General features: G+C 65.2%; 23 protein-coding genes and 3 pseudogenes. 12 read left to right on the forward strand and 14 right to left on the reverse strand.

Features of this window, described 5'->3' with window-relative positions:
• Positions 1 to 298 precede the first annotated feature (298 nt).
• From B7G54_RS32575 to B7G54_RS32590, 4 genes and pseudogenes are all read left to right on the forward strand, one after another.
• Positions 299 to 1,590 (forward strand): annotated as a pseudogene (locus B7G54_RS32575) (quaternary amine ABC transporter ATP-binding protein); the annotation flags it as partial.
• Entirely contained in the window at positions 1,583 to 2,479 is an 897-nt protein-coding gene (gene choW / locus B7G54_RS32580; protein WP_085042844.1) for a choline ABC transporter permease subunit, read from the forward strand. The pseudogene B7G54_RS32575 and the gene choW, both read left to right, overlap by 8 nt.
• Positions 2,480 to 2,585: 106 nt before the next feature.
• A complete protein-coding gene (locus B7G54_RS32585; RefSeq protein ID WP_085042845.1) occupies positions 2,586 to 3,584 on the forward strand; it encodes a GlxA family transcriptional regulator in 999 nt (332 codons plus the stop codon).
• A 98-nt stretch (positions 3,585 to 3,682) separates the two neighbouring features.
• Complete coding sequence (locus B7G54_RS32590) at positions 3,683 to 4,630, forward strand: choline ABC transporter substrate-binding protein (protein WP_085042846.1); 948 nt, start codon at positions 3,683 to 3,685, stop codon at positions 4,628 to 4,630.
• A gap of 128 nt (positions 4,631 to 4,758) precedes the next feature.
• On the opposite strand, the gene B7G54_RS32595 is transcribed toward B7G54_RS32590, so the two are convergent.
• From B7G54_RS32595 to B7G54_RS32605, 5 genes and pseudogenes are all read right to left on the reverse strand, one after another.
• Positions 4,759 to 6,183: a tetratricopeptide repeat protein gene (locus B7G54_RS32595; RefSeq protein WP_085042847.1), complete on the reverse strand. Its 1,425-nt coding sequence runs from the start codon at positions 6,181 to 6,183 to the stop codon at positions 4,759 to 4,761.
• A 137-nt stretch (positions 6,184 to 6,320) separates the two neighbouring features.
• Positions 6,321 to 7,325, reverse strand: coding sequence for a M29 family metallopeptidase (locus B7G54_RS32600; protein ID WP_133059239.1), 1,005 nt, complete (start codon positions 7,323 to 7,325; stop codon positions 6,321 to 6,323).
• 30 nt (positions 7,326 to 7,355) lie between these two features.
• Positions 7,356 to 7,484: a hypothetical protein gene (locus B7G54_RS40045; protein ID WP_021163990.1), complete on the reverse strand. Its 129-nt coding sequence runs from the start codon at positions 7,482 to 7,484 to the stop codon at positions 7,356 to 7,358.
• A gap of 373 nt (positions 7,485 to 7,857) precedes the next feature.
• Positions 7,858 to 7,962, reverse strand: a pseudogene (locus B7G54_RS38365) (IS5/IS1182 family transposase); the annotation flags it as partial.
• 61 nt (positions 7,963 to 8,023) lie between these two features.
• Positions 8,024 to 8,464 (reverse strand): RICIN domain-containing protein, encoded by a 441-nt coding sequence (locus B7G54_RS32605; protein ID WP_085042849.1) that lies wholly within the window; start codon positions 8,462 to 8,464, stop codon positions 8,024 to 8,026.
• A 466-nt stretch (positions 8,465 to 8,930) separates the two neighbouring features.
• On the opposite strand from B7G54_RS32605, the pseudogene B7G54_RS32610 reads away from it, so the two are divergent.
• Positions 8,931 to 9,124 (forward strand): annotated as a pseudogene (locus B7G54_RS32610) (IS5/IS1182 family transposase); the annotation flags it as partial.
• A 104-nt stretch (positions 9,125 to 9,228) separates the two neighbouring features.
• Here the strand turns inward: B7G54_RS32610 and B7G54_RS32615 are convergent.
• A complete protein-coding gene (locus B7G54_RS32615; RefSeq protein WP_085042889.1) occupies positions 9,229 to 9,654 on the reverse strand; it encodes a PACE efflux transporter in 426 nt (141 codons plus the stop codon).
• Between the two features lie 147 nt (positions 9,655 to 9,801).
• Here B7G54_RS32615 and B7G54_RS32620 point away from each other — a divergent pair, with 147 nt between their 5' ends.
• Positions 9,802 to 10,731, forward strand: a complete 930-nt coding sequence (locus B7G54_RS32620) for a LysR substrate-binding domain-containing protein (RefSeq protein ID WP_085042850.1) — start codon at positions 9,802 to 9,804, stop codon at positions 10,729 to 10,731.
• 46 nt (positions 10,732 to 10,777) lie between these two features.
• Here the strand turns inward: B7G54_RS32620 and B7G54_RS32625 are convergent, their stop codons facing one another.
• Positions 10,778 to 11,911, reverse strand: a complete 1,134-nt coding sequence (locus tag B7G54_RS32625; protein WP_085042851.1) for a WD40/YVTN/BNR-like repeat-containing protein — start codon at positions 11,909 to 11,911, stop codon at positions 10,778 to 10,780.
• Between the two features lie 67 nt (positions 11,912 to 11,978).
• Positions 11,979 to 12,248 (reverse strand): ubiquitin family protein, encoded by a 270-nt coding sequence (locus B7G54_RS32630; protein ID WP_085042852.1) that lies wholly within the window; start codon positions 12,246 to 12,248, stop codon positions 11,979 to 11,981.
• Positions 12,249 to 12,466: 218 nt separating this feature from the next.
• Here B7G54_RS32630 and B7G54_RS32635 point away from each other — a divergent pair, with 218 nt between their 5' ends.
• Complete coding sequence (locus B7G54_RS32635; protein ID WP_244289455.1) at positions 12,467 to 12,850, forward strand: ASCH domain-containing protein; 384 nt, start codon at positions 12,467 to 12,469, stop codon at positions 12,848 to 12,850.
• Between the two features lie 96 nt (positions 12,851 to 12,946).
• Here B7G54_RS32635 and B7G54_RS32640 read toward each other — a convergent pair whose 3' ends face one another.
• Positions 12,947 to 13,636, reverse strand: coding sequence for an aspartyl/asparaginyl beta-hydroxylase domain-containing protein (locus tag B7G54_RS32640; protein ID WP_085042853.1), 690 nt, complete (start codon positions 13,634 to 13,636; stop codon positions 12,947 to 12,949).
• A gap of 237 nt (positions 13,637 to 13,873) precedes the next feature.
• Here B7G54_RS32640 and B7G54_RS32645 point away from each other — a divergent pair, with 237 nt between their 5' ends.
• Both B7G54_RS32645 and B7G54_RS32650 read left to right on the forward strand, forming a co-directional pair.
• Positions 13,874 to 14,218 (forward strand): DUF4148 domain-containing protein, encoded by a 345-nt coding sequence (locus B7G54_RS32645; RefSeq protein WP_085042854.1) that lies wholly within the window; start codon positions 13,874 to 13,876, stop codon positions 14,216 to 14,218.
• 80 nt (positions 14,219 to 14,298) lie between these two features.
• On the forward strand, positions 14,299 to 14,574 hold the full coding sequence (locus tag B7G54_RS32650; protein ID WP_085042891.1) for a DUF4148 domain-containing protein: 276 nt from the start codon (positions 14,299 to 14,301) through the stop codon (positions 14,572 to 14,574).
• A 266-nt stretch (positions 14,575 to 14,840) separates the two neighbouring features.
• Here B7G54_RS32650 and B7G54_RS32655 read toward each other — a convergent pair whose 3' ends face one another.
• From B7G54_RS32655 to B7G54_RS32665, 3 genes are all read right to left on the reverse strand, one after another.
• Complete coding sequence (locus tag B7G54_RS32655; protein WP_085042855.1) at positions 14,841 to 15,368, reverse strand: cytochrome b; 528 nt, start codon at positions 15,366 to 15,368, stop codon at positions 14,841 to 14,843.
• Positions 15,369 to 15,438: 70 nt separating this feature from the next.
• Complete coding sequence (locus tag B7G54_RS32660; protein WP_085042856.1) at positions 15,439 to 16,893, reverse strand: ATP-binding protein; 1,455 nt, start codon at positions 16,891 to 16,893, stop codon at positions 15,439 to 15,441.
• Positions 16,890 to 17,549: a response regulator gene (locus B7G54_RS32665; protein ID WP_069260688.1), complete on the reverse strand. Its 660-nt coding sequence runs from the start codon at positions 17,547 to 17,549 to the stop codon at positions 16,890 to 16,892. Before B7G54_RS32665 ends, B7G54_RS32660 begins: the two co-directional genes overlap by 4 nt.
• 294 nt (positions 17,550 to 17,843) lie before the next feature.
• On the opposite strand from B7G54_RS32665, the gene B7G54_RS32670 reads away from it, so the two are divergent.
• From B7G54_RS32670 to B7G54_RS32680, 3 genes are all read left to right on the forward strand, one after another.
• Complete coding sequence (locus tag B7G54_RS32670) at positions 17,844 to 18,194, forward strand: hypothetical protein (protein WP_085042857.1); 351 nt, start codon at positions 17,844 to 17,846, stop codon at positions 18,192 to 18,194.
• Between the two features lie 62 nt (positions 18,195 to 18,256).
• Complete coding sequence (hpnI, locus tag B7G54_RS32675; RefSeq protein WP_085042858.1) at positions 18,257 to 19,426, forward strand: bacteriohopanetetrol glucosamine biosynthesis glycosyltransferase HpnI; 1,170 nt, start codon at positions 18,257 to 18,259, stop codon at positions 19,424 to 19,426.
• Positions 19,423 to 20,511: a lysylphosphatidylglycerol synthase domain-containing protein gene (locus tag B7G54_RS32680; protein ID WP_085042859.1), complete on the forward strand. Its 1,089-nt coding sequence runs from the start codon at positions 19,423 to 19,425 to the stop codon at positions 20,509 to 20,511. Before hpnI ends, B7G54_RS32680 begins: the two co-directional genes overlap by 4 nt.
• Positions 20,512 to 20,554: 43 nt before the next feature.
• Here B7G54_RS32680 and denD read toward each other — a convergent pair whose 3' ends face one another.
• Both denD and otnI read right to left on the reverse strand, forming a co-directional pair.
• Positions 20,555 to 21,526 (reverse strand): D-erythronate dehydrogenase, encoded by a 972-nt coding sequence (gene denD, locus B7G54_RS32685; RefSeq protein ID WP_085042860.1) that lies wholly within the window; start codon positions 21,524 to 21,526, stop codon positions 20,555 to 20,557.
• A 28-nt stretch (positions 21,527 to 21,554) separates the two neighbouring features.
• Positions 21,555 to 22,331: a 2-oxo-tetronate isomerase gene (gene otnI, locus B7G54_RS32690; protein ID WP_085042861.1), complete on the reverse strand. Its 777-nt coding sequence runs from the start codon at positions 22,329 to 22,331 to the stop codon at positions 21,555 to 21,557.
• Position 22,332: the final 1 nt, after the last annotated feature.

Consider the following 22,332-nt stretch of genomic DNA (forward strand, 5'->3'; position numbering starts at 1 on the left):
GTTGGCGTGGTATCGCGGCGTGCGCCGCCCGGTGTCGTTGCGCGGCTTTTTGCACGGTCATGCTTTTTACTGGTGGATGCCGTGCGCGTTTTCGTCTGAACAGATCGGCGCATGATCGGACGTGAAATTGTCGTAAAGCGACGCGGGCCCGATGCGAATTGGCGCAACACGCGACGCGATATGCGCTGCGCTGCTGCGCACAAGTCCGACGCGCGATGCCCGCCGTTGCTGGCCGTGCGCGTATTGCGCCGCCGCAATCGGGTGCCGCCGCGCGGCGCGGCCCGCCCGGCGGGGCTGGAGGCCGTGTCGTATTTGCGCAAGCGTTTGTCGTAATTCGTCGGCAGGTCGGGGTTTTTTCTGGCAACTATGTAGGCACGCTAAGACAAGCGCGAGTCCCCGCTACACGAGGAGAAGGTTTCGATGGATGCCCCTAAGGTCGTGGTCGAAGGTCTGTGCAAGGTGTTTGGAAGTAACCCGCAGCAGGCGCTCGACATGCTCGCCGCCGGCGCGACGAAGGACGATGTGCTCAAGCGCACCGGTCAGGTCGTCGGCGTGCACAACGTCTCCTTCGATGTGCAGGAAGGCGAAATTTTCGTGCTGATGGGCCTGTCCGGCTCCGGCAAGTCCACGCTGATCCGCCTCGTGAACCGGCTGGTCGATCCGAGCGCCGGCAAGGTGATGATCGACGGGCTCGACGTCGCGTCGGCTCGCCGCTCGGCGCTGACCGCGCTGCGTCGCAAGGACATGAGCATGGTGTTCCAGTCGTTCGCGCTGATGCCGCATCGCACCGTGGTATCGAATGCCGCATTCGGCCTGGAAGTCGGCGGCATGGGCAAGAAGGAGCGCGAGCGCCGTGCGATGGAAGTGCTCGAGCAGGTCGGCCTCGCACCGTTCTCGCACAAGCTGCCGTCCGAGCTGTCGGGCGGCATGCAGCAGCGTGTCGGCCTCGCCCGTGCGCTGGCCGTGAACCCGTCGCTGATGATCATGGACGAGGCGTTCTCCGCGCTCGATCCGCTCAAGCGCCGGGAAATGCAGGATGTGCTGCTGCAACTGCAGAAGGAGCAGCGCCGCACGATCATGTTCGTGTCGCACGATCTGGAGGAAGCGCTGCGCATCGGCAACCGCATCGCGATCATGGAAGGCGGCCGGCTCGTGCAGGTCGGCACGCCACAGGACATCATCGCGAACCCGGCCGACGACTACGTGCGCGCGTTCTTCGACGGTATCGACACCAGCCGCTACCTCACGGCCGGCGACCTGATGCAGACGGGCGCCGTGCCGATCGTGTCGAAGTGCGATGCCGAGAACGTCGCGGCGACGCTGAACGGCAGTGCCGAATACGCGTTCGTGCTCGACGCCCAACGCAAGATCCGCGGCTTCGTCACGCGCGATGCGCTCGGTCAGGCCACGCCGTCCGTGCGGCCGATCGAAAGCATCCGGCGCGATGCGTCGCTCGAACATGTCGTCGCGCGCGTGGTCGCGAGCCCGAATGCACTGCCTGTCGTCGACGACGACGGCTGCTACTGCGGCTCGGTCGATCGTGCGCTCATCCTGAAGGCCATCACGCGTTCGCGAGGCTCCCATGTCTGAAATGATTCCGCTCGGTACCTGGGTCGACCAGTCCGTTCACTACCTGCTCGACCACGACGCCAAGACATTCGACGCGATCGGTCAAGCGATCGAGGGGCTCGCGGCATTCGTCGAGCACGGCCTGCAGGCGATCCCGATGTGGCTGATGATGGCGATCTTCATCGGCATCGGGCTGTGGCGGGTGGGCTGGCGCTTTGCGCTGTTCACCACCGCGTCGCTGCTGCTGATCTTCGCGACGGGCTTCTGGGACCAGACGGTCATCACGCTCGGCCTCACGCTGTCGTCGACGATCATCAGCCTCGTGCTCGGTATCCCGCTCGGCATCTGGGCCGCGAAGAGCAAGTGGGTCGCCGCGATCGTGCGCCCGATTCTCGACCTGATGCAGACGATGCCCGCGTTCGTCTACCTGATTCCGGCCGCGATGTTGTTCGGTCTCGGCCGCGTGCCGGGGATCCTGTCGACGGTGATCTTCGCGATGCCGCCTGCGGTGCGCCTGACGAGCCTCGGTATCCGCCACGTGAACCGCGAGATCGTCGAAGCCGGCCAGGCCTTCGGCTGCACGCCGTGGCAACTGCTGTACAAGGTGCAGTTCCCGAACGCGCTGCCGTCGATCATGCAGGGCGTGAACCAGACGATCATGATGGCGCTGTCGATGGTGATCATCGCGTCGATGGTCGGCGCGGGCGGCCTCGGCAACGACGTGCTCGCCAGTATCCAGCGCCTCGACATCGGCCTCGGTTTCGAAAGCGGCCTGTCGGTCGTGCTGCTCGCGATCATTCTCGACCGCATCACCGAAAGCTTCGGCCGTGCACCGGGCACCGTGAAGGCGCCGCTGTTCTCGGGCCTCAAGCAGCTCTTTCGTGTGAAGGCTGCACCCGCGCAAGCCTGACCCCGGCGGCCGGCACCCCCGGCCGCTCACCCTGAATACGGATATCGGCCTCCGCGGCTTGCGCTGCGGGGCTGGCCCCCTGCAACCTCCTCGCCAGGAGACCGATGTGACGTCCGCCGTCGCTGTCGCGCCCGCCGCCTGCGTTTCACCGGTTTCGTCTCTCGCCCACTTCGGCTTCCTGACGCTGCCGAACTTCTCGATGATCGCGTTCTCGAGCGCCGTCGAAGTGCTTCGGATGGCGAACTACGTCGGGCGTGCCGATCACTATCAGTGGTCGATCTATTCGCTCGATGGCAGTCCGGCGCACGCCAGCAACGGCATCGCGGTGCGGCCCACGCAGGCGCTCGACTACACGAATCTGCCCGACGTGATGATCGTATGCGGCGGCATCCACATTCGCGACGTGGTCGACGAGGGCGCGCGCGATACGCTCGCGGCGCTGGCCGAACGCGGGCTGCCGCTCGGCGGCATCTGCACGGGCGCGTATGCGCTGATGTCGAGCGGGCTGCTCGACGGCTATCGCTGCACCGTGCACTGGGAGAACCTGTCCGCGCTGCATTCCGAGTTTCCGCTGGTCGGTTTCGCCGACGAACTGTTCGTCGTCGACCGCGACCGGCTGACCTGCACCGGCGGCACCGCGCCGCTCGACCTGATGCTGAACCTCGTCGGCATGCGGTTCGGTCAGCAACTGGCCGCGCAGGTATCCGAGCAGTTCATCCTGGAGCGCATCCGCAGCTCGACCGACACGCAGCCGATTCCGGTCGACGCGCGCGTCGGCTTCTCGCGCGCGGAGCTGATCGAGGTTGTGCGGCTGATGGAGGCGAACATCGAGGAGCCGCTGTCGCTCGAGGAACTCGCACGGCTCGTGCGGCTGTCGCAGCGGCACCTGCAGCGCATGTTCAAGGTGTACCTGAACGTGTCGCCCACCCACTATTACCTGACGCTGCGCCTGAAGCGCGCGCGTGACCTGCTGCGCACGACCGATGCGTCGATCGCGCGCGTGACGACGGTCTGCGGATTTCATTCGCCCTGCCATTTCAGCAAGGCCTACCGTGCGCAGTTCGGCCACGCACCGAGCTACGAGCGCCGGTTGCCGGGGCGCTGACCGACCCCATGGTCCGCGACGCCGCCGGGATCGCGGCGCGCGGCTTCAATAAGCGATCCCGTATTCAATCAAACGACATCACTTTGAGGAGAAGCAAGATGAAGCGCCTATTGATCGCAGCGGTGTGCGGGATCGGGATAACCGCGCCGATGTCGGCCGTTTATGCGGCCGATCCGCCCGTGTGCAAGAACGTGCGCTTCGCGGATGTCGGCTGGTCCGACATCGCGGCGACCACGGGCCTCGCGTCGACGATGCTGCAGGGGCTCGGCTACAGCCCGACGAAGACGATCGCATCGGTGCCGATCACGTTTGCCGGCATCAAGAGCAAGCAGATCGACGTGTTCCTCGGCTACTGGTCGCCGACGATGGACCCGATCATCCAGCCGTTCACGAAGGCCGGCACGATCAAGGTGCTCTCGACGCCGAACCTGACCGGCGCGAAATACACGCTCGCGGTGCCCGACTACGTGTACCAGGGCGGCCTGAAGTCGTTCGCGGACATCCAGAAGTACGCCGACAAGCTCAACGGCAAGATCTACGGGATCGAACCGGGCAACGACGGCAACCTGCTGATCAAGAAGATGATCGACGGCAACCAGTTCGGCCTCGGCAAGTTCAAGATGGTCGAGTCGAGCGAGGCCGGGATGCTGGTCGAGGTGAATCGCGCGATTCGCGACAAGCAGTGGATCGTGTTCCTGGGATGGGAACCGCATCCGATGAACGTGCAGATGAAGATCGACTACCTGACCGGTGGTGACGACGTGTTCGGCCCGAACTACGGCGAAGCAAAGGTGCTGACGGCGACGCCGCCCGACTACGCGCAGCGCTGCCCGAACGTCGCGAAGTTCGTGTCGAACCTGCAGTTCACGACGACGATCGAGAACCACGTGATGATGCCGATCATGAACAAGGAAGATCCGAACAAGGCGGCGGCGGCGTGGCTGAAGGCGAACCCGCAGGCGCTCGACAAGTGGCTCGCGGGCGTGACGACGCTCGACGGCAAGCCGGGCCTGCCGGCGGTGAAGGCGTATCTCGGCGTGCATTGAGCGACGTGCTCGGGCTTTCGCCGGTTCCGCAAGCGGCTTGACGGACGTGCGCCCCCCGTCCCGGGAAGATCCCGGGAACCGGGGGCGTCGGCATGTTTGTCCGGCCTGTTCAGGCGGGATGGTTCGAATCAGGCATCAGGCGACGGCGTGAGGAGCCACGCGTGGATACCTCGAATCACGTCGCTCCAGTCACCTTCGCGGGTCTGCCGCAACGCGGTTGCATGCCTGATCCACGGGCTCGCGGGACCCTCGACGCCCCAACGCCAATCGCCACAGATGTGGGTCGGCACACAAGTCCGCCTACCCATCATGGCCGCCAGATTGGCGACGCCCGAATCGACCGCGATCACGGCGTCCAGTTGAGCCATGCATGCCGCCGTGTCGCCAAAATCTCGAATCACCGGCTGGTAGTGACTGACATTGCGGGCCGGCGTGCCTGCCAGCGCCGCGGCAGCGGGATGATGCAGATTCACGAAATGCATGCATTCCGCCGTGGCCGGGTGTTCCACGATCTCGTTGACCGCATCGAGCGGCAGGCTGCGACGGCTGGCCCAGCACCTGACGATGGCGCCCTTTTCAGGCCAGTGTCGTTGCACGCAATCCCAAAACAGTCCGATCAGTTTCTTGCCCGGATGCTTCTCGCGCACTTGCGCCGCCCATTCGGCAGCGATCCGCTGCTTTTGCGGCGGCACCTGGATATAGGGCACGAACCATTGCTCAGCCACGCGCGTGTGCCGGGCTTTCAGCATGGGCAAATGGAGCAGCGTTGCATGCAGGTCCGGCGCAAATCCATCCACACGTGATTGCAGTTCGCCCGGCAACGGAGCCTGAAACTGCATCGGATTGGGGGCGGCGACGGCCTCGCAATGCGGCAGCGACGCCTGCATGAGCGCGTGGCTCTGCGGATGGCAGGTGAGCATGACGTGCGCGCCTTCATCGAGCCAATCGGACACGCAGGCTGCCAGGAGAAAGTTGTCGCCGAATCCGTGTTCATGCGTGATCAGGACACGCTTGCCGCGCACCTCCGATTCACCATCCCATGTCGGGATGCCGATCGGGCGGTAATTGGCGGACAGGCTGGGAACGTCGTCGCGCATTCGCCAATAGGCGAAGCCGCGCGGATCGCCTGCCTTGAGCATCGCCTCGCCCATCGCGAATCCGATCGATGCCGTCATCTCGGCATGACCGGATGCGGCCATCCGAAAGGCTTCATCGAGCAGCGGAATGGCCTGTGCGAGATCGCCGGCCATCATCAGGCTCATGCCCAGTCGCAAGCGGTAGAGTTCAGGGCGGCTGTGCCGCGACGGATCACGTTTCCATGTCTCGGCGGCTTCGACATAGCGGCCCAGCAGGTAGAGTGCATCGGCACGCCGTGTAATGGCAACGGCGTCGTGCGGATCGAGCGCCAGCGCGCGATCGGCCCAGGGGAGCATCTCCTCTTCTCGCCTGAGGGCAGTCAGCAATTCACAGATGCGGTGCAGAAGCGCGGGATCATGCGCATCGCCTGCGTATTGCGTCTGCGCGATATGCAGTTGCTGTTCGAGGTCGACCATGACGATTCGGTTCTGGCGTGCGCGGTCACCGTGCAGGACGCGCGTAACGTGAACCTGCGCGAGCAGGATGCCGAAGGTGGAAATCGCGAGGCTGGCACCTTGTCGGCGCGTCGATGCCGGCCGTGTCGTCGAAGGTGCTACACACGGAACGAGCCGTCGAAGATGACGGTGTCGTCGAACAGTATTTTTCCGGACGAAAACACGAGATCCAGATGATGGCTGCCGCGTTCACCGCCGCCGAGGCCAAGGTGCAGCCCGGGATGGCGTTCTTCGAAACTGGCATTTCGTCCATGCAGCCTGACGTTCAGGTTCGTACCGATCCCGAACTCTTCGACGATCCTGTTTCCCGCACATTTATCCAGATATAACTTGAAATCGTCCTCGAGCTGTCGATTGGACGATTCGACGCTGATCACCTGGCTTCGCTCGATCCGGATGTTCAATATCGGGTCGATGACGCCGTACTTGATGGCAAAGGGCACCGTGCTCAAAAAGGTGCCGCCGAATACGACGTTTCCGGTCAAGTCGAGTACCCGGGTCGCCACTTCGCCAGGCATCAAATCATAGTGGTTGCGGCCATCCAGGCTTTTCCATGTCTGATCCAGCGTTCCGTGCAGCGAGCCGCCAAAACCGTCGTGAAATTGCACGTGTCGAGCGCGTTGTGCGGCCGCGATGATTCGTTCGTTGCGTGCGGCAATGTCGTCGATGCTCTCGGAAAAGGCCTCTTTGAAGAATTCGCCGTACTCGCGGAGCAATACCGACTTCTTCCAGTGCTCGGCCATTTTCGGCTTGAGCGGCGAGATGAATGATGGCCCGTGCGGGTTGATGTCGGAACGTACGGAGGAGTCGTACATGAAGATGAACATGTCACATCGATCGATTTCCTCGATGACCTGTTCGTGATTTTCCGTGTCGAGCTCGACGTAGGTGAACGAGTATTCCAGATTTTTCGGACAATGCCGAATGATCGATTGCGCGGTATTTCTCTGGCTTGTGTCCGAGCCAACCAGGATGTGGGCGCCGGGCGCGTTTTTCTGCATCATGGCTGGATGTCCGCGGACGCACGAAAAGAAATTTTCGACACTTTTTTCCATAACGATCTCCGGGATATCCAGGTTCTGGATCAAAAAATGGCGGATCATTGCGATCCGCCATCATCCGACGCTGCTTGCTTATGCCCACAGAGCAGTTGCGAATGGAATGACTGCGCTGTCTTTCATCATCTCGACCCAGTCTTCATGCTGATCTTCCTGCATCCATTCGATCAGCGGAAGATCCTGCTTTTCTTGATTTTCGTTCATGATGATTTCCTTGTTGAGGAATTGAACTGCGAACATCGCAAATCGTCCTCTAAAATTCGAGGGCAGATTTAGCGATTGAGTGGGCGCATGTGGTTGCGCTGATTGTATGGGGTAAAAATCAATGATTATTTTCTGTTAATCGTCAGCCTACATTAGCAGTTGAATTTGCAGGGTGACAATGTAACGTAAACCCTATGGTTGTTTTGATTTTGTCAACATTGGTGCTGGTATTGTTTGGATATCGAACAAATAAAACGGGGCGTGTTTGAAAATGGGAATAAACGCGCCGATTGATGTCGATATCGAATACTCGATCGCGGCGTTGTTGCATGAATCGGTCGTAGTGACGAGGCAAGGGCCTATGGTGATGATTTCAGGCAATGCGAACGGATTGCGGACGTGCGAGGCCTGCCATGCGGTTCAGCACGCCCACCCGGATGGCAACCTCGGCTGCCTGCGATGCGGTGCGTCGTGCCCACCGGCGGTTACGATGGTGCGCCGAATAGGTAAATCGGCGCACCATCGAAGCATGGCTCAGGTCACTTCTTGAAAGAATCCTGGGGGACCGGAGCCGGGCTCCAGATCTCCGCATCCGATGCGTTTGCCGCGAATGTCCAGATGGGCGTGCCGTTCGCGACCTTTCTCCATTGGAGGTCGAAGACAAATTGCGAATTGGCCACGTTTTCGATGTAGCCCGATTGCGTGTCGTCCGATTGCGGGTCGAATTGCCATTGCTGAGTGGCCGACGCCTGGTTTTTCACGTAGGTGTTCAGGAAAAGGTATTGCTCGCTGGATATCGTTCCGCAGTCGATGGCGAGCTTGGGGTCGCTGTGCAGCGTGATTCCGCCATCCGGTTGGAAGTCCCACTCGGTATACAGGTGGTCCGTAGTGGCGGGAACGAGCACCACCCTGTTGCCTTTGACGCGATCGGTGACGCCGATGAGCCAGCTGGTATTGGCCGTGTAATAAATTCTTGCCATTTTTTCCTCTGAGGGGTAATTGGATGAGTCGATAAATGAATGCTTCCTTCCCGACAGCAGCCTCACACGGAAATCATACTTTCCACAAGATCCTTGATGTATCTGCATATAATCGACGAAAAATCGTCGGCGCTTTATTGGCAAGGTTTGAGGATGGGCTTCTGCCTGGGATAAACATTAGGCCCGTCACATCGCTGAATCAATTACATGCGATTACACGACAGGATGGCGTTGTCGCATAAATCGGGCGAGCAAGCGGCCGGCTGACGTTGACGCACAACAGCCGGTCCGGCAGCCTTTTTAACAATTCGGGTTCCTGCGTAGATTCTCGATTTCTGGCTTCGAGAAGATGCGCCGGGACAAGGGCAAGACGAGCGGACCGATGGCTCGCTACCGTGTCAGGAACGGGGGCGACCTGCAACGCTGGCCTGATCAACCGAGGTAACGTCACGATGTGGATCGATGAAGCCGCCCTTGCGGCCATGCCGCGATCGTCGCGCGCGGTGCAACGCCAGCGATCCCGCCGCGCGAAGGCGCTGCTCATTGGCCCGCGAACACGTCGGGCGCGACATGGCGCAACGACGCGGTCGATGCGATTGCTCGACTCGGCCGCCGCGAATGGAAGAGGGCAGCGGCTACCATCGGCGCTCGCTCGCGGAGATAACATTGCTCCCCGGCTGCCCCGACAACTGTCGCGTCAACGAGTAATGCGCGTCGCGGCGCCGTGCGGGGGCCGCGTCCGGCGTCATGCAATAGCGTTCGGCTCACGATCCCTTCGTCGCCGCCGGCACGTCGAACACGCGATCGAACGCCCACTGGAATACGAACGCGTAACAGAAGAAGAACGCGAACAGCCCGATATCGACGACGAACGCGTCGAGCCACGAGATATCGAGCCACCACGACACGACGGGCACCAGGATGAAGATCAGCCCGCCTTCGAATCCGGTGGCGTGCAGGATCCGCCGCCCGAGCGTGCGTGCCGGCTGGCGGCGCGACGCTTCCCAGCGCTCGAACAGCGCGTTGAAGATCAGGTTCCACAGCATTGCGATCGCCGACATCGTCGCCGACAGCGCGCCCGAATAGACGAGGTCGTGCTTGAAGATCGCCGCGATCACGGGCGAGATGCAGGAAATCGCGATCGCTTCGTAGAGCATCGCCTGCGTGATCCTGCGCGGTAGGCCTTGCACGTTGTTTCTCCGGTTCGACGCCAGTCGCCGCGGCACCGTGCCGCGACGTCCCGCAAGGCTATCCGCGTTGCACGCCTGCTTCAATTCACCTAATCTCACCCCGATTCAATCGAATTCAACCCGGCCCGATCCGGCCTGCGAGGCCCCGTGTTCTCGAAAATTCCCCTGACCGCATTGCGCGTATTCGAGTCGTCGGCGCGGCTCGGTGCATTCAAGGCCGCCGCAGACGAACTGTCCGTGACGCCGGCCGCCGTGTCGCACCAGATCAAGTCGCTCGAAAGCCGGCTCGGCGTGCTGCTGTTCGAGCGCGGTGCGAGCGGCGTGCGGCTCACGGACGAAGGCGAGCGCCTGTTTCGCGCGAGTCACGATGCGCTGCTCGCGCTGAGCCGCGGGCTCGATGCGGTGCGGCCCGAAGCGACCGGCGAGCGCGCGCTCGTGCTGACCACCACGCCCGCGTTTGCCGCGATGTGGCTGATTCCGCGTCTCGGCCGGTTTCGTCGCGTCGATCCGCACCTGCACATCAAGGTCGAGACCGGCAACACGCTCGCCGATCTCGAGCGCGATGCGCGGATCGATCTCGCGATTCGCGCGACGTCGCGCACGTTTCCGGCGCTGCACGAGATTGCGCTGATCGACGAGTATTTCGGCGCGTATGCGGCCGCCGGGTTCGTCGTGCATCGCGCGAACGAGCCGCTCGACCTGATCGAGACCGTGTGGGATATGCCGCTGCCGGTGGCGGTCGACTGGGCGTCGTGGTGTCGCGCGGCCGGCCGCGACGCGTGGCTCGAGCGTGCGGTATTTCGCCACTACGACGACGAGCATTACGCGTTGCAGGCCGTGCTGCACGGGCAGGGCATCGCGCTCCTCAGCTCCGTGCTGGCCGCCGAGCATGTCGCCCAGGGGGCGTTGACGCCGATCGAGCCGTCGGTGCGGATTGACGGCGCGCGCTTCGTCGCGCTGTGCCGGCCGGGGCGGGAGCGGGAGCCGCAGGTCAGGTCGTTTCTCGACTGGCTCGAGGCGGAGATTGCGCAGACGCGGGAGGCGGTAGCGCGGATGGGGCCGGGCGTTGAGCGGTAAAGCGGGCCGTGAACGCGGTGCGCGAACCGGCCCCGCTTGCACATCATCACCCGAACCGCACACAGTAAACCGGCGGCAAATGCGCCGACACCAGCCGCCAGTTCTCCCCACCGTCGTCGGACGTCCATAACGCGCCGGTCGTCGACGCCATCGCGAGGCGCGTGCCCGAATCGTCCACCGCGAGCCCGTGCCGATACACGAGGTCGTACGCCGGCGCGGGCGGCAACCCGTTCGTGAATTGCTCGAAACTGCGCCCGCCGTCGCGCGTGCGCGTGACCACGAAACGGCCGTTCACCGGAATCCGGCATGCGTCTTTCACGGCCGGCACGAACCACGCGGTATCCGGCTCACGCGGATGCACGGCCACTGCGAAGCCGAAGCTCGAAGGCTGAGCCTCGATCCGACGCCAGTGTTCGGCGCCGTCGGTCGAGCGGAAGATCGCGCAGTGATGCTGGGTCCACAGCACGTCCGGATTGGCTGCGCACTGCACGACGCGGTGCGGGTCCTGCATGTTCGGTTCACCGCGCCGCTCGGGCGGCATGTAGTCGGCTTCCATGCCGTCGGCGGTCACACGCCACGTCGCGCCGCCGTCGGCCGTCTGCCAGACGCCGCCGCACGAGATGCCGATCGTCACGTGCCGGCTGTCGCGCGGATCGACCATCACCGAATGGATGCCCGGCGCGTCGTATCCGCCGCCGCCCCATTCGGCGCGCTCCGGGCGATCCCACAATGCCCGGTTGAACACCCAGGAACGGCCGCCATCGTCGGAACGGAACAGCCCGCCGGGAATCGTGCCGGCCCACAGCACGCCCGGCTCGTCGGTGCCGCCGGCTTCGAGCGACCAGATCTGCTGAAGCGTCCACGGCGGCTGCGGCGGGCCGGGAGGCGCGTCGTCCGCGTCGCCGGTGCCGGCATTCGCGCGGGCGCCGGCGGGTTGCGGCGGATAGACGGGCACCGCGCATTCTTCCCAGTCGGCGGCGCCGGCCTGCCTGCGGTGCAGCTTGACGCCGAAATGGCCGAGGTTCAGCGCGGCATACAGCGTGCCGTCGCGCGGGTCGGCGAGCGCCATGCTGACCGGTTCGCCGGCGAAGTGCGGCTCACCGAGCGTCCAGCCGCCGTTGCGGTCGGGCTGCAGGACGAACAGGCCCTTGCGGGTGGCGACGAGCAGTCGATCGTTCATGTGCGATGTCTCCTGATGGCCCGACCTCGCGTTCCGGCACCGGATCGGGGCTGATACATGTGTCCCCTTATCCGCCTGTCAGCGCCTGTACGACATAAACCCGGCTCGCGTCGCCGAGCACATCGGACAGGCGTTGCCGGTCGCGTATCGGCTGGCCGTCGATGAATACCGACAGGTGTTTGCGCAGCGCGCCCTGGTCGTCGAGGATGTAGCCGAGCAGCCGCGGCTGCTCGCCGAAAACGGTGTCGAATGCTTCGCCGAGCGTGTGCGCGTCGATTTCGCGCTCGGGCGTTTCGATATGCCGCTGGATCGAAGCGGCGAAGAAGAGGTGCGCCATGGCAGTGGCTGGCAAGAGCCGCGCGGAGGGGACGGTCTGTAGTTTAGGTGATCCGTCAGGGGCGGAACGCCGGCATCGCGTAGTCGCGGTGCGCCGGCGTGCCCGATCCGTCCCGGTCGACACGTCCTGGCGGATCGGCAACAATCCTGCCCGAACCGTCATCGCATGCCGGATTCGGCTGCAAAGCCGATCGACGGTCGCACGCTCTCCACTTGCCGATGAAGGAAGTACTTGCCATGCCGCGATTCGCGCTGTCGATCGTCAAGCCCGCCGTCGACGCTATCGTCGCGGGCCGCAAGCGGGTCGAAATCCGGTCGTGGGCGCCGCGGGTCCTGCCGTTGCGCGATCTCGTGCTGGTGCAGAACACGATCTTCCTGCGACAGGACGGGCAGGAGGATCCCGACGGTATCGCGCTCGCGCGGGTCGACGTCGTGGGGGGACGCGACTGGACACCGGATGAAGCCCGCTCGCAAGGCAAGCAATGGTGCGCCGGATACGTGTGCTGGGAATTGGCGAATGTGCGGGCGATCGACCCGCCTTTCCCGTGTGTCGCCAGGCGGGGCATTGATGCGTTGACGGATGGTTCCGCCAAGGTCTCCTGATGATTTCTTCTGCGTCCTGGGCGGGCCGAGTTCCCTTTCGACACACGAGAGGGCGGTTGAAGCGATCGGTCGCCCGGCGCGCGCCGGCCACGTGCGCTAAACCGGAATCGATCGCCCGCGCATCCTGATCCCGAGCCGCACGATGCCGATCACCGCATTCGACAGCCACGTGAGCAGGCGCGGCATCCCGCGCCGGCGGATATCGAGCAGCAGCACGATCCGCACGGCGTCGCTGTCGTTCCACACCTCGTGCATGAACGTGTCGTCCCACAGCAGGAAGCGTCCTTCGTCGAGCCGGTATTCGTGGCCGTCGATCTTCAGCACGGCGGCCGGCGTGCCGTCGGCGCGCTTCGGCATCGACAGCACGAGATAGCCGCGCAGGATGCCGCGAAACGGCCCGCGATGCGGGGGAATGTGCTTGCCGGGCGCGAGGAACGACAGCGATGCGGACAGCACGTCCGGCGACGCCGCGACGATCGACGCGACGGTCGGACAGCGCGACAGGTTGCGCGGGAACGGCTGGCCGTACGCCTGCATGATGAACATCCGCCAGTCGCGTGCGTCGTTGGCCGAGATGTCGTACTGCTCGCGCATGATCTCGTGAAAGCGCGGGATGCGCGGCATGTCGCGCGCCACGGCGAATGCCTCTGCCTGGATGTCGGCCCACGCACGGACGAAACGCTCGGCATCGGGAAACGCGGCCGGGTCGAGCACAGCGCCGCCGTCGATATGACGGTCGTACAGCGTGCGCAGCAGGCCGGCAACGTAGTCGTAAGCGACGGACATGATCGAAGGGCGATCCGTTAGGAGTGGCGTCAGTCTGCCCGAAGCGCGGCGGGCGCTGCGTTACGTCAGGTTACGCCGGCTGACGAAAGAATGACAGTTTCATGACCGTCCGTCCCGAGCGCGCCCGGTGCAGGAGAAGCCGCGTGATTCGTGCCGCGCTGCGCGGGAATAAACGCACACGCTCCGTCGTCATACGGGTGTAGCACGTCGTCTCGTTGACTTCTCAAGGAGTGGAACATGAACACGCATTGGCTGGTGGCCGCCGCGGTGGCGGCGATTTCTCTCGCGGGTATCGCGCCGCAAGCGTCGGCACAGGGGCTGACGCGCGCGCAGGTCAGGCAGGAACTGATCGACGCCGAAAACAACGGGCTGCGCTTCGTGACCGATACGTCGTATCCGGACGTGAGCCCGCTGTTCCAGCGGCAGGCCGAACAGATGCCGCGGCATCAGGCCAGCACGGCGGTTGGCAGCGATCCGGCCGCGTCATCGGAAGCGGGCAGGCCGGCGACGATGTCGCCGCGCCAGGGTCCTGCCGCATGCGTCGGCCCCGCGAGCTTCTGCACGACCTATTTCGGAAGCTGACGCAGCCGCCTGCATTCGCAGGTCGGGTATTCAAGGCATTCAACAAGGTTGATCGATACGGAGCATTGAAGGAGTTCATGATGAAAGCATATATCGCAGTACTGACGATGATCGGAGCGATCGTCGGTCAGTCGGCCTTCGCGCAATCCGCCGCGCCGCTGACGCGTGCACAGGTTCGCGACGAATTGATCCGCCTGGAAGCAGCCGGGTATGACCCGGCGAAGGGAGACGACGGCGAGTATCCGGCGGACATCCAGGCGGCGGAAGCGAAGCTTGCCGAGCAGGACCGGGCCCGGATGGCGGCTGCCGCTGCGCATGCGCCGGCCCCCGATACGCCGGCGCAGACCAGCAACTAGGTGTCGATATGGTCTTGTGCGACTTCAGGCCGCCGTGTTCGCGGCACGGCAGTACGTCAGCCCTTCGCGCCGCTCGACGCGGCAGAAGGGCGCCGGCTGCGCTGCCTGTCATCGCGCGCCGCTTCGCGCGGCGCCGCGATCATCTCATCGGCCGCGTGCGATGAGCGGCCGGTCGGTCGTGCGATGAACCGGAACGCAGACGGTATCGGTATCGGCGGCCACCCGATTCATGCGCGCGATGGCATGCGGTGCCGCCAACGTGTCGATCACCAGGGCATCATGCGCTGCGTGACCTGATCGCGCAGCACGAAGCGGTGCGCCAGCGCGGCTGCCACGTGCAGGCAGATACCGGCGAACAGCGCCCATGCGAGGATGCCGTGCACGTCGCCCATCGCATGGCCGAAGCTGGAGCCGGCCGCCGACAGCGCGGGCAACGGCACGATCCCGAACAGCGTCACGCCCCATGCGCGCGACGACGCGTTGATCCAGCCGAGCAGCGGCACCGCGATCAGCAGCGCGTAGAGCGCGAAATGCGTGATGCCCGACAGTGCGCGCATCGCGGGCGGCAGGTCACTCGCAGGCGGCCGATGCGTCACGCGCCACAACACGCGGCAAGCCATCGCGGCGAGCAGTGCGGTTCCCACGAGGAGGTGCGCGGCGATCAGGCCGATGGGCTGGGTGTCGCGATGCACGTCGGGCATCGTCCAGCCGATCGCATATTGCGCGACGATCAGCGCAACGATCAACCAGTGAAGCAAGCGCGCAACGGTGTCATAGCGGGCGGGCGTGGGCATGGAGACTCCTGGCGTACGGCGGGGAAGGTATCGGTCGGGTGGATTCTACGGCTGCTTCCTTAACGAAACGTTAAGCACGTGGAATTGCACGCGACGACCGGTCGTCGGGTTCGCCGGCTGGCGTCGGTTCACACGCGCCCGCCGACGGCAGCGTAATCGCGACGCCGAGGCCCTGCCCGCCGATGCCGGCCTCGAACTGTACGGTGCCGCCGAAATAGTGTGCGATGCGTGTGACGATCGACAGTCCGAGCCCGCTGCCGGGCGACTGCGCGCCGCTGCCGCGATAGAAGCGGTCGCCGAGCCGCTCGTGCTCGCCGGGCGCGACACCCGGCCCGTCATCGCGCACGACGATGCGTTGTCGCGCACCGTCGTCGTCTACACCGATCTCGATGCGGCCGCCCTGGCGGCCGTACTTGACGGCGTTGTCGACGAGGTTGTCGAGCAGGATGCCGATCAGGATCGGATCGGCTTCGATCGACCGTCCGGATATCGTGCCGGCTACGAGGGCGATGGCCTTGTCCGACGCCTTCGCGAGATGGCGATCGATGGCGGCGTCGACGAGTTCGCGAACGGCGACGGCGCGCGTCGGAATGCGTTCGTATTCGTCGAGCCGCGCGAGCAGCAGCAACTGGTCGGCGAGTCGCGCGCTGCGGTCGACGCCTTGAACGACCCGCTGCATCGCCAGTTGCTTGCGCGCCGGATCGTCGGTCGCGATCGCCACCTGCGCCTGAACCTTGATCGCGGCGAGCGGCGTCTTGAGTTCGTGCGCGGCGTCGGACGTGAACGCACGTTCGCGCACAATCGATTGCCGCAACCTGGCCAGCAGGCGGTCGATTGCGTCGACCAGCGTGCGCACTTCGTCCGGCACGGTGGCGATGTCGAGCGGTTCGAGCGATCGTGCGTCGCGTGCGCCGATCAGCGCCGATAGCGTCTTCAACGGCGCGAGACCGCGCCCGATCAGATACCAGAGGAGCAGCGCCAGCACCGGGAGTGCGACGATCAGCGGCAGCACGATGCCGCGCGCGATACCGGTCGCCAGGTCGCTGCGCGTATTGGCGATCTCCATCACGCGTATCCGGCGCCCCGACGCGTCATCGCGCAACGTGTGCGTGCGCCACGATGCATCGTGAATGACGATCGTTTCAGGGGGGCCGCGCGGGTTGCGCGTGTCGGGCAACCCGGCTGCTTCGGCCGGAAGGCTCGACGCGACGACATGGCCCTGCGCGTCGCGTACCTCGAACAGCACGTCGCGCTGCAGGCGATCGCCGTCGGTTTCAGGGACGGATCTCGCATTGCCGCGATCCAGTTCGACGCGTGCATCTGGCGGAAAACGGGCGAGGCGTTCGAGGTCGGCGGGGGAAAGATCGACCAGCAGCGACGCGTATTCGACGAGGCGGGCGTCTTCCCATTCGCCAATCTCGCGTGTCGCATAACGGAAGCTGCCGAATACGGCGACGAGCCACACGACGATCACGCAGCCGAGCGCCATCGACGAAACGCGGCGTCGTATCGAGCGGGAGATCATGCGAGGTCGACAACGTAGCCGATACCGCGAACGGTGCGGATCAGTTCCGCACCGAGCTTCTTGCGCAGGTTCGAGACATGGACCTCGATCGCATTGCTTTCGATGCCTTCCTGCCAGCCGTACAGGGTGTCTTCGAGGCGCGCGCGCGACTGCGGCGCGCCCGGGTGGCTGACGAGCTGAACCAGGATGGCCCACTCGCGCGAGGTCAGTGCGATGCGCGACGCATCGCGCGTCACCGTGTGGGCGGTCAGGTCGATCGTGATGTCGCGCCACACGATCTCGTCGCCGGCACGGCCCTGCGAGCGGCGCACGAGTGCACGACAACGGGCCAGCACCTCGGTCAGCTCGAACGGCTTCGCGAGATAGTCGTCCGCGCCGTCGTCGAGGCCGCGGACCCGGTCGGCCACGGTGCCGCGCGCGGTCAGCACCAGCACGGGGACGGTGTCGCCGGCATCGCGCAATGCTCGCAGCAGCTCCGTGCCCGATTTCCCCGGCAGGCCGAGATCGAGCACGACGAGCGCGAAGCGCGTCGTCGCGAGCGCCGCGGCGGCCGCGTGACCGTCGCGCAACCAGTCGACGTGATAGCCGGCCTGACTCAGGCTGATCTCGAGACCGCTGCCGATCAGGTCGTCGTCTTCAACAAGGAGGAGTCGCATGGTCTATTCGGGTGCAGATGCCTGCGATTGTACGAGTGCAACCGTGCATCCCGTGCAACGGATTGTAATTGTGCTGCGTCAAGCTTCCGCCAATTCTGAAGAACGCTTAAGGTTTGCCGCCGGCAATCCCGCTACCATCGGCCACAACATTTCTCGGGCAGTGCTCCGCTTCCCTGGATCCCGAACCGGGTCACGCATGTCCGGCACTTGCCGCGCAAGCTTGCCCGTCAATCCGCAACCCGTCCGATCGATCTCCGATCGATGCGAGTCGTCCGTACGGGAGGTTCGTTCCTCATGGCATCTTCCACGATCGGGCGATGGCGCGCCCACCTGCTGATCGCCGCGATGGCCGGCATGTTCATTCAGTGTTTCGTGCTGGTGTCGTTGCTTGCATGGCGCGTACCCGAAGCATTTTTCACCACGATGACGTTTCGCATCTGGGCCGTCATCGCGGTTGCCACCGCGATCCTTTCGGCCCGCAAGCTTGCCGATACGGCGTTCAAGGCCGCCGTTGAATGCGGCTGCGTGCGTGTGACAGGAATCGATCGCCGCACGGTAGTTGTGTCATCTGATTGCGCGTACCGTCGGCTGGTCGTCCTTCACATCCGGCTCCACGGGAATCGATACGGCGGCGCACACGGTTGAACACGCGTGCGCGCGGCGGGTTCCGGGCGTCGTAGTTGCACGGTTCACCACTGGGGAGAAGCATGGTTTTGCTGCATGTGCTGCGCGCGCTGGCCGGGGCAATGTCGATCGTCTGCGGGCTGGGCGTGTTGCTGGGCATTGCATACACGATCACGGCCAGCGTGCTGGTCGGCCGGTTCTTTTCCCGGGCGGCGGCCCAGCCGCGCGACTATCCGGGCGTCACCGTCGCGAAGCCGCTGCACGGCGACGAGTGGCAACTCGTACAGCATCTCGAAAGCTTCTTCGTGCAGAATTATCCGGGCCCGGTTCAGCACCTGTTCGGCGTGCACGATGCGAACGACAAGGCCCTCGCGGCCGTCGAGACGCTGCGTGCGCGCTACCCTGACGCGAACATCAAGGTCGTCGCCGATGCGCGGCTGTACGGGCCGAACCGCAAGATCGCGAATCTCGTGAACATGCTCGAACACGCGGAGTATTCGGTGCTCTGTCTCGCCGACAGCGACGTGCTGGTCGAGCGCGATTATCTGCACGCGGTCGTCGGCGCGCTACAGCAGCCCGATGTCGGCATCGTGACGAGCGTCTATCGCGGCATCGCATCGCCGGGCTTCTGGCCCGGTGTCGCCGTCGCGATGACGAACTACCATTTCCTGCCGGGCGTGATCACCGGGCTCTTCATCGGGCGCGCACGGCCCTGCTTTGGCCAGACGATTGCGATTACGCGCGCGACGCTCGAACGCATCGGCGGGCTCACGCGTTTCGCGCACCACCTGGCCGAGGATCACGCGCTGGGCGAAGCGGTGCGGCAGGTGGGCGCGCAGGTCGTCATTCCGCCGTTCGTCGTCGGGCATGCGTGCGTCGAGGAGACGTTCGCGAAGCTGTACGCACACGAATTGCGCTGGAGCTGCACGATCCGCGCGGCGGACCGGCTCGGTCATGCGGGCTCGGTGCTGATGCACCCGGTGCCGCTCGCGCTGCTGGCGCTGCTGTTCTCCGGCGGCACGGCCGCCGCGTGCGGGCTGGCGGCCGCGGCGCTCGCCGCGCGGGTGCTACTGATGCTGAAGACGAGCCGGGCGACCGGAGCGGGCCTGCGCGGCGCGATCTGGCTGCCGTTCGTCGATCTCCTGCAGTTCTTCGTGTTCGTGTCGAGCTTCTTCTCGTCGCATGTCGTGTGGCGCGGCACGCGCTTTCGCGTCGACCGGGAAGGCCTGCTGTCGCCGGCGAGCGAATCATGACGACGCAGACGAACCCCGGCACCGATGCCGCGGAACGGAATGCCGCGCGGGGCGACGCGCGGCTGCGCCATGCGGGGCAGGTGGCGGCGCTGGGCGGGCTCGCACTCGCCGTGTGGCTGATCTGGCGCGAACATCCGCTGGAAATCCTGCATCGCCTGCAGATCGCCGGTGCGGGGCTGTTGCTCGCGGCGCTGGCGCACCTCCTGCCGATGCTCGCGAACGCGTGGGACTGGCGGATGCTGATCCGCGGCCCGCGCCGCCCGTCGTTCGCGACGATGCTGAAGCTCGTGTGGATCCGCGAATCGATCAACGGGTTGTTGCCGGTCGCGCGGATCGGCGGCGAGATCGTGTCGTTCGGCCTGCTGCGGCGGGCGGGCGTGCGGCCGGCGACCGTCGCGGCCAGCCTCGTCGCCGACATGCAGCTGACGCTGATCAGCCAGCTCGTGTTCGCGCTGGTCGCGATCGGCTACGTGCTCGAGCACGTGTCCTCCGATGCCGCGCGCGTGGCCGGCAACCTCGCGATCGGCATGGCGGCGCTGGTGCCGGTGCTGCTGCTGTTCGCGCTGGTGCAGCATGCGCGGCCGTTCGAACGCGCGATGCGCGTGCTCAACCGCATCACGAGCGGCAAGGTGGTGGCGCTGGTCGGCGAATCGGCGCGTACCGATCAGTCGATCCGGATGATCTGGAGAAAGACCGGCATCGTCGTGCGTTATCTCCTGATCTGGCAGACGCTGCAGTTCGTCGGCTACGCGCTGGAAATCTGGCTGGCGCTGTATTTTCTCGGCGCGGAGCCGACCTTCGCGCAGGCGCTCGCGATCGAGGCGCTGATCCAGCTCGTGAGCAGCATCGCGTTCCTGATGCCGGGTGGCCTCGGGGTGCAGGAAGGCGGGTTCGTGCTGATCGGCGGGCTGCTCGGGTTCGACCCGCCGACCTGTCTCGCACTGGCCGGCGCCCGCCGCGTGCGCGACCTGCTGTTCTATCTGCCGGGCCTGCTTGCGTGGCAGTGGGCGGCCGGTGCGGCGAACCGGCCGGGCGGAACGAAGCGCGCGTCGTTGCCGATTGGGGAATCCGCCCGGCCGCATTGACGCGGCCGGGGAGCTCGTGCCCGCACGCCGGGCGGCACGGGAATCAGCGCCGTTCGTCGGCGAGATGGCTGCGGATCACGTCCGCGAACGACGTGTCGCCCTTCAGCCCGAGCGCTTCCGCGCGCGATGTGTCCCAACGCCCCGGCCAGCTGCCGACGATCTTCTCGACGCGCTCGTCCGGCACATGGCGGATCAGCTTCACGACTTCGTCGCCCGCGACTTCCCGCAGCGCCGCGATCATTTCGTCGACCGACACCGACAGGCCGGGCAGATTGATCACCCGTTTGTTGCCGAGCTTCGCGCCGTCGATCTCGCAGCCCGCGACGAGCGCTTCGATCGCGCCGCGCGGCGACAGCAGCCACAGCCGCGTCGAACCCGGCACCGGGCACACGCTTTCCTCGCCGTTCAGCGGCTCGCGGATGATGCCGCTCGCGAACGACGACGCGGCCGCGTTCGGGCGGCCGGGCCGCACGCTGATCGTCGGCAGCCGCAGCACGCGGCCGTCGACGAAGCCGCGCCGCGCGTAGTCGCACAGCAGCAGCTCGGCGATCGCTTTCTCGGCGCCGTACGACGATTGCGGATTCAGTGCGGTGTCGTCCTGCACGACGTCGGGCAGCGTGCCGCCATAGACCGCCACGGAGCTCGTGAACACGACGCGCGGCCGATGGCCGCGCGCGCGGCACACTTCGAGCAGCGTGCGCGACGCGTCGAGGTTGATCCGCATGCCGAGATCGAAATCGGCTTCGGCCTGCCCGCTGACGATCGCTGCGAGGTGGAAGATCGCGGCCGTCTGCGTGTCGATCGCGCTTTCGAGCACCGCGCGATCGGCAATGTCGCCGACGATCGACGTCACGCGTGCGTCACCGAAATCGCTGCCTGCGACGACGTCGAGCAGCACCAGCTCGTCGATCTTCTCGCCGCGGCCGTCGGGGCCGGTGAGTTCGCCGCGCTCGAGCAGCTTGCGCGCGAGACGCTGGCCGAGAAAGCCGGCGCCGCCGGTGATCAGTACTTTCATGTTCTTCACCCTTAAAGGAATACTGGAATTACAGGTACGGCCTGAGCCAGCCGAGCCCTTCCGACGTGCCGGCCTTCGGGCGGTACTCGCAGCCGATCCAGCCGTCGTAGCCGAGCGCGTCGATCAGCGCGAACAGATACGGGTAGTTGAGTTCGCCGAGGTCCGGCTCGTGGCGCTCGGGCACGCCCGCGATCTGGATATGGCCGATGCCCGCGAAATCGCGCTTGAGCTTCATCGCGAGATCGCCTTCGACGATCTGGCAGTGGTAGCAGTCGAACTGCACCTTCAGGTTCGGCGCGCCGACTTCCGCGCAGATCGCCTGCGCGTCGTCCTGGCGGCTCAGGAAATAGCCGGGCATGTCGCGCTGGTTGATCGGTTCGATCAGGATCGTGATGCCATGCGCGGCGGCGGCCTGCGTCGCATGACGCAGGTTTGACAGGTAGGTGTCGCGATGGCGTGCCCGGTCGGCGCCCGGCGGCACCATGCCGGCCATCACGTGCAGCTTCTTGTTGCCGAGCACGCGCGCATAGTCGAGCGCCTGGTCGATGCCGCGCCGGAACTCGTCCTCGCGGCCCGGCAGCGATGCGGTGCCGCGTTCGCCTGCTGCCCAGTCGCCGGGCGGCGCGTTGAACAGCGCCTGTTCGAGGTGGTGCGCGTCGAGGCGCGCGCGGATGTCTTCGGCGGCGAAGTCGTACGGGAACAGGTACTCGACGGCCTTGAAGCCGTCGTAGGCGGCAGCGGCGAAGCGCTCGAGGAACGCGTGCTCGGTGTACATCATCGAGAGGTTGGCGGCGAAGCGTGGCATG

It is taken from the genome of Burkholderia puraquae, assembly GCF_002099195.1.
GTDB classification, from domain to species: Bacteria; Pseudomonadota; Gammaproteobacteria; order Burkholderiales; family Burkholderiaceae; genus Burkholderia; species Burkholderia puraquae.

Bases quoted from the DNA above. Each gene is read 5' to 3' on its own strand.
- B7G54_RS32635 (WP_244289455.1), top strand. From the start codon at position 12,467: ATGAAGGAAGTACTTGCCATGCCGCGATTCGCGCTGTCGATCGTCAAG.
- B7G54_RS32590 (WP_085042846.1), top strand. From the start codon at position 3,683: ATGAAGCGCCTATTGATCGCAGCGGTGTGCGGGATCGGGATAACCGCG.
- B7G54_RS32640 (WP_085042853.1), bottom strand. From the start codon at position 13,636: ATGTCCGTCGCTTACGACTACGTTGCCGGCCTGCTGCGCACGCTGTAC.
- otnI (WP_085042861.1), bottom strand. From the start codon at position 22,331: ATGCCACGCTTCGCCGCCAACCTCTCGATGATGTACACCGAGCACGCG.
- B7G54_RS32605 (WP_085042849.1), bottom strand. From the start codon at position 8,464: ATGGCAAGAATTTATTACACGGCCAATACCAGCTGGCTCATCGGCGTC.
- hpnI (WP_085042858.1), top strand. From the start codon at position 18,257: ATGGTTTTGCTGCATGTGCTGCGCGCGCTGGCCGGGGCAATGTCGATC.
- B7G54_RS32660 (WP_085042856.1), bottom strand. From the start codon at position 16,893: ATGATCTCCCGCTCGATACGACGCCGCGTTTCGTCGATGGCGCTCGGC.
- B7G54_RS32650 (WP_085042891.1), top strand. From the start codon at position 14,299: ATGAAAGCATATATCGCAGTACTGACGATGATCGGAGCGATCGTCGGT.
- B7G54_RS32655 (WP_085042855.1), bottom strand. From the start codon at position 15,368: ATGCCCACGCCCGCCCGCTATGACACCGTTGCGCGCTTGCTTCACTGG.
- B7G54_RS32670 (WP_085042857.1), top strand. From the start codon at position 17,844: ATGGCATCTTCCACGATCGGGCGATGGCGCGCCCACCTGCTGATCGCC.
- B7G54_RS40045 (WP_021163990.1), bottom strand. From the start codon at position 7,484: ATGAACGAAAATCAAGAAAAGCAGGATCTTCCGCTGATCGAATGGATG.
- B7G54_RS32630 (WP_085042852.1), bottom strand. From the start codon at position 12,248: ATGGCGCACCTCTTCTTCGCCGCTTCGATCCAGCGGCATATCGAAACG.
- B7G54_RS32680 (WP_085042859.1), top strand. From the start codon at position 19,423: ATGACGACGCAGACGAACCCCGGCACCGATGCCGCGGAACGGAATGCC.
- B7G54_RS32665 (WP_069260688.1), bottom strand. From the start codon at position 17,549: ATGCGACTCCTCCTTGTTGAAGACGACGACCTGATCGGCAGCGGTCTC.
- B7G54_RS32595 (WP_085042847.1), bottom strand. From the start codon at position 6,183: ATGGTCGACCTCGAACAGCAACTGCATATCGCGCAGACGCAATACGCA.
- denD (WP_085042860.1), bottom strand. From the start codon at position 21,526: ATGAAAGTACTGATCACCGGCGGCGCCGGCTTTCTCGGCCAGCGTCTC.
- choW (WP_085042844.1), top strand. From the start codon at position 1,583: ATGTCTGAAATGATTCCGCTCGGTACCTGGGTCGACCAGTCCGTTCAC.
- B7G54_RS32625 (WP_085042851.1), bottom strand. From the start codon at position 11,911: ATGAACGATCGACTGCTCGTCGCCACCCGCAAGGGCCTGTTCGTCCTG.
- B7G54_RS32645 (WP_085042854.1), top strand. From the start codon at position 13,874: ATGAACACGCATTGGCTGGTGGCCGCCGCGGTGGCGGCGATTTCTCTC.
- B7G54_RS32600 (WP_133059239.1), bottom strand. From the start codon at position 7,325: ATGATCCGCCATTTTTTGATCCAGAACCTGGATATCCCGGAGATCGTT.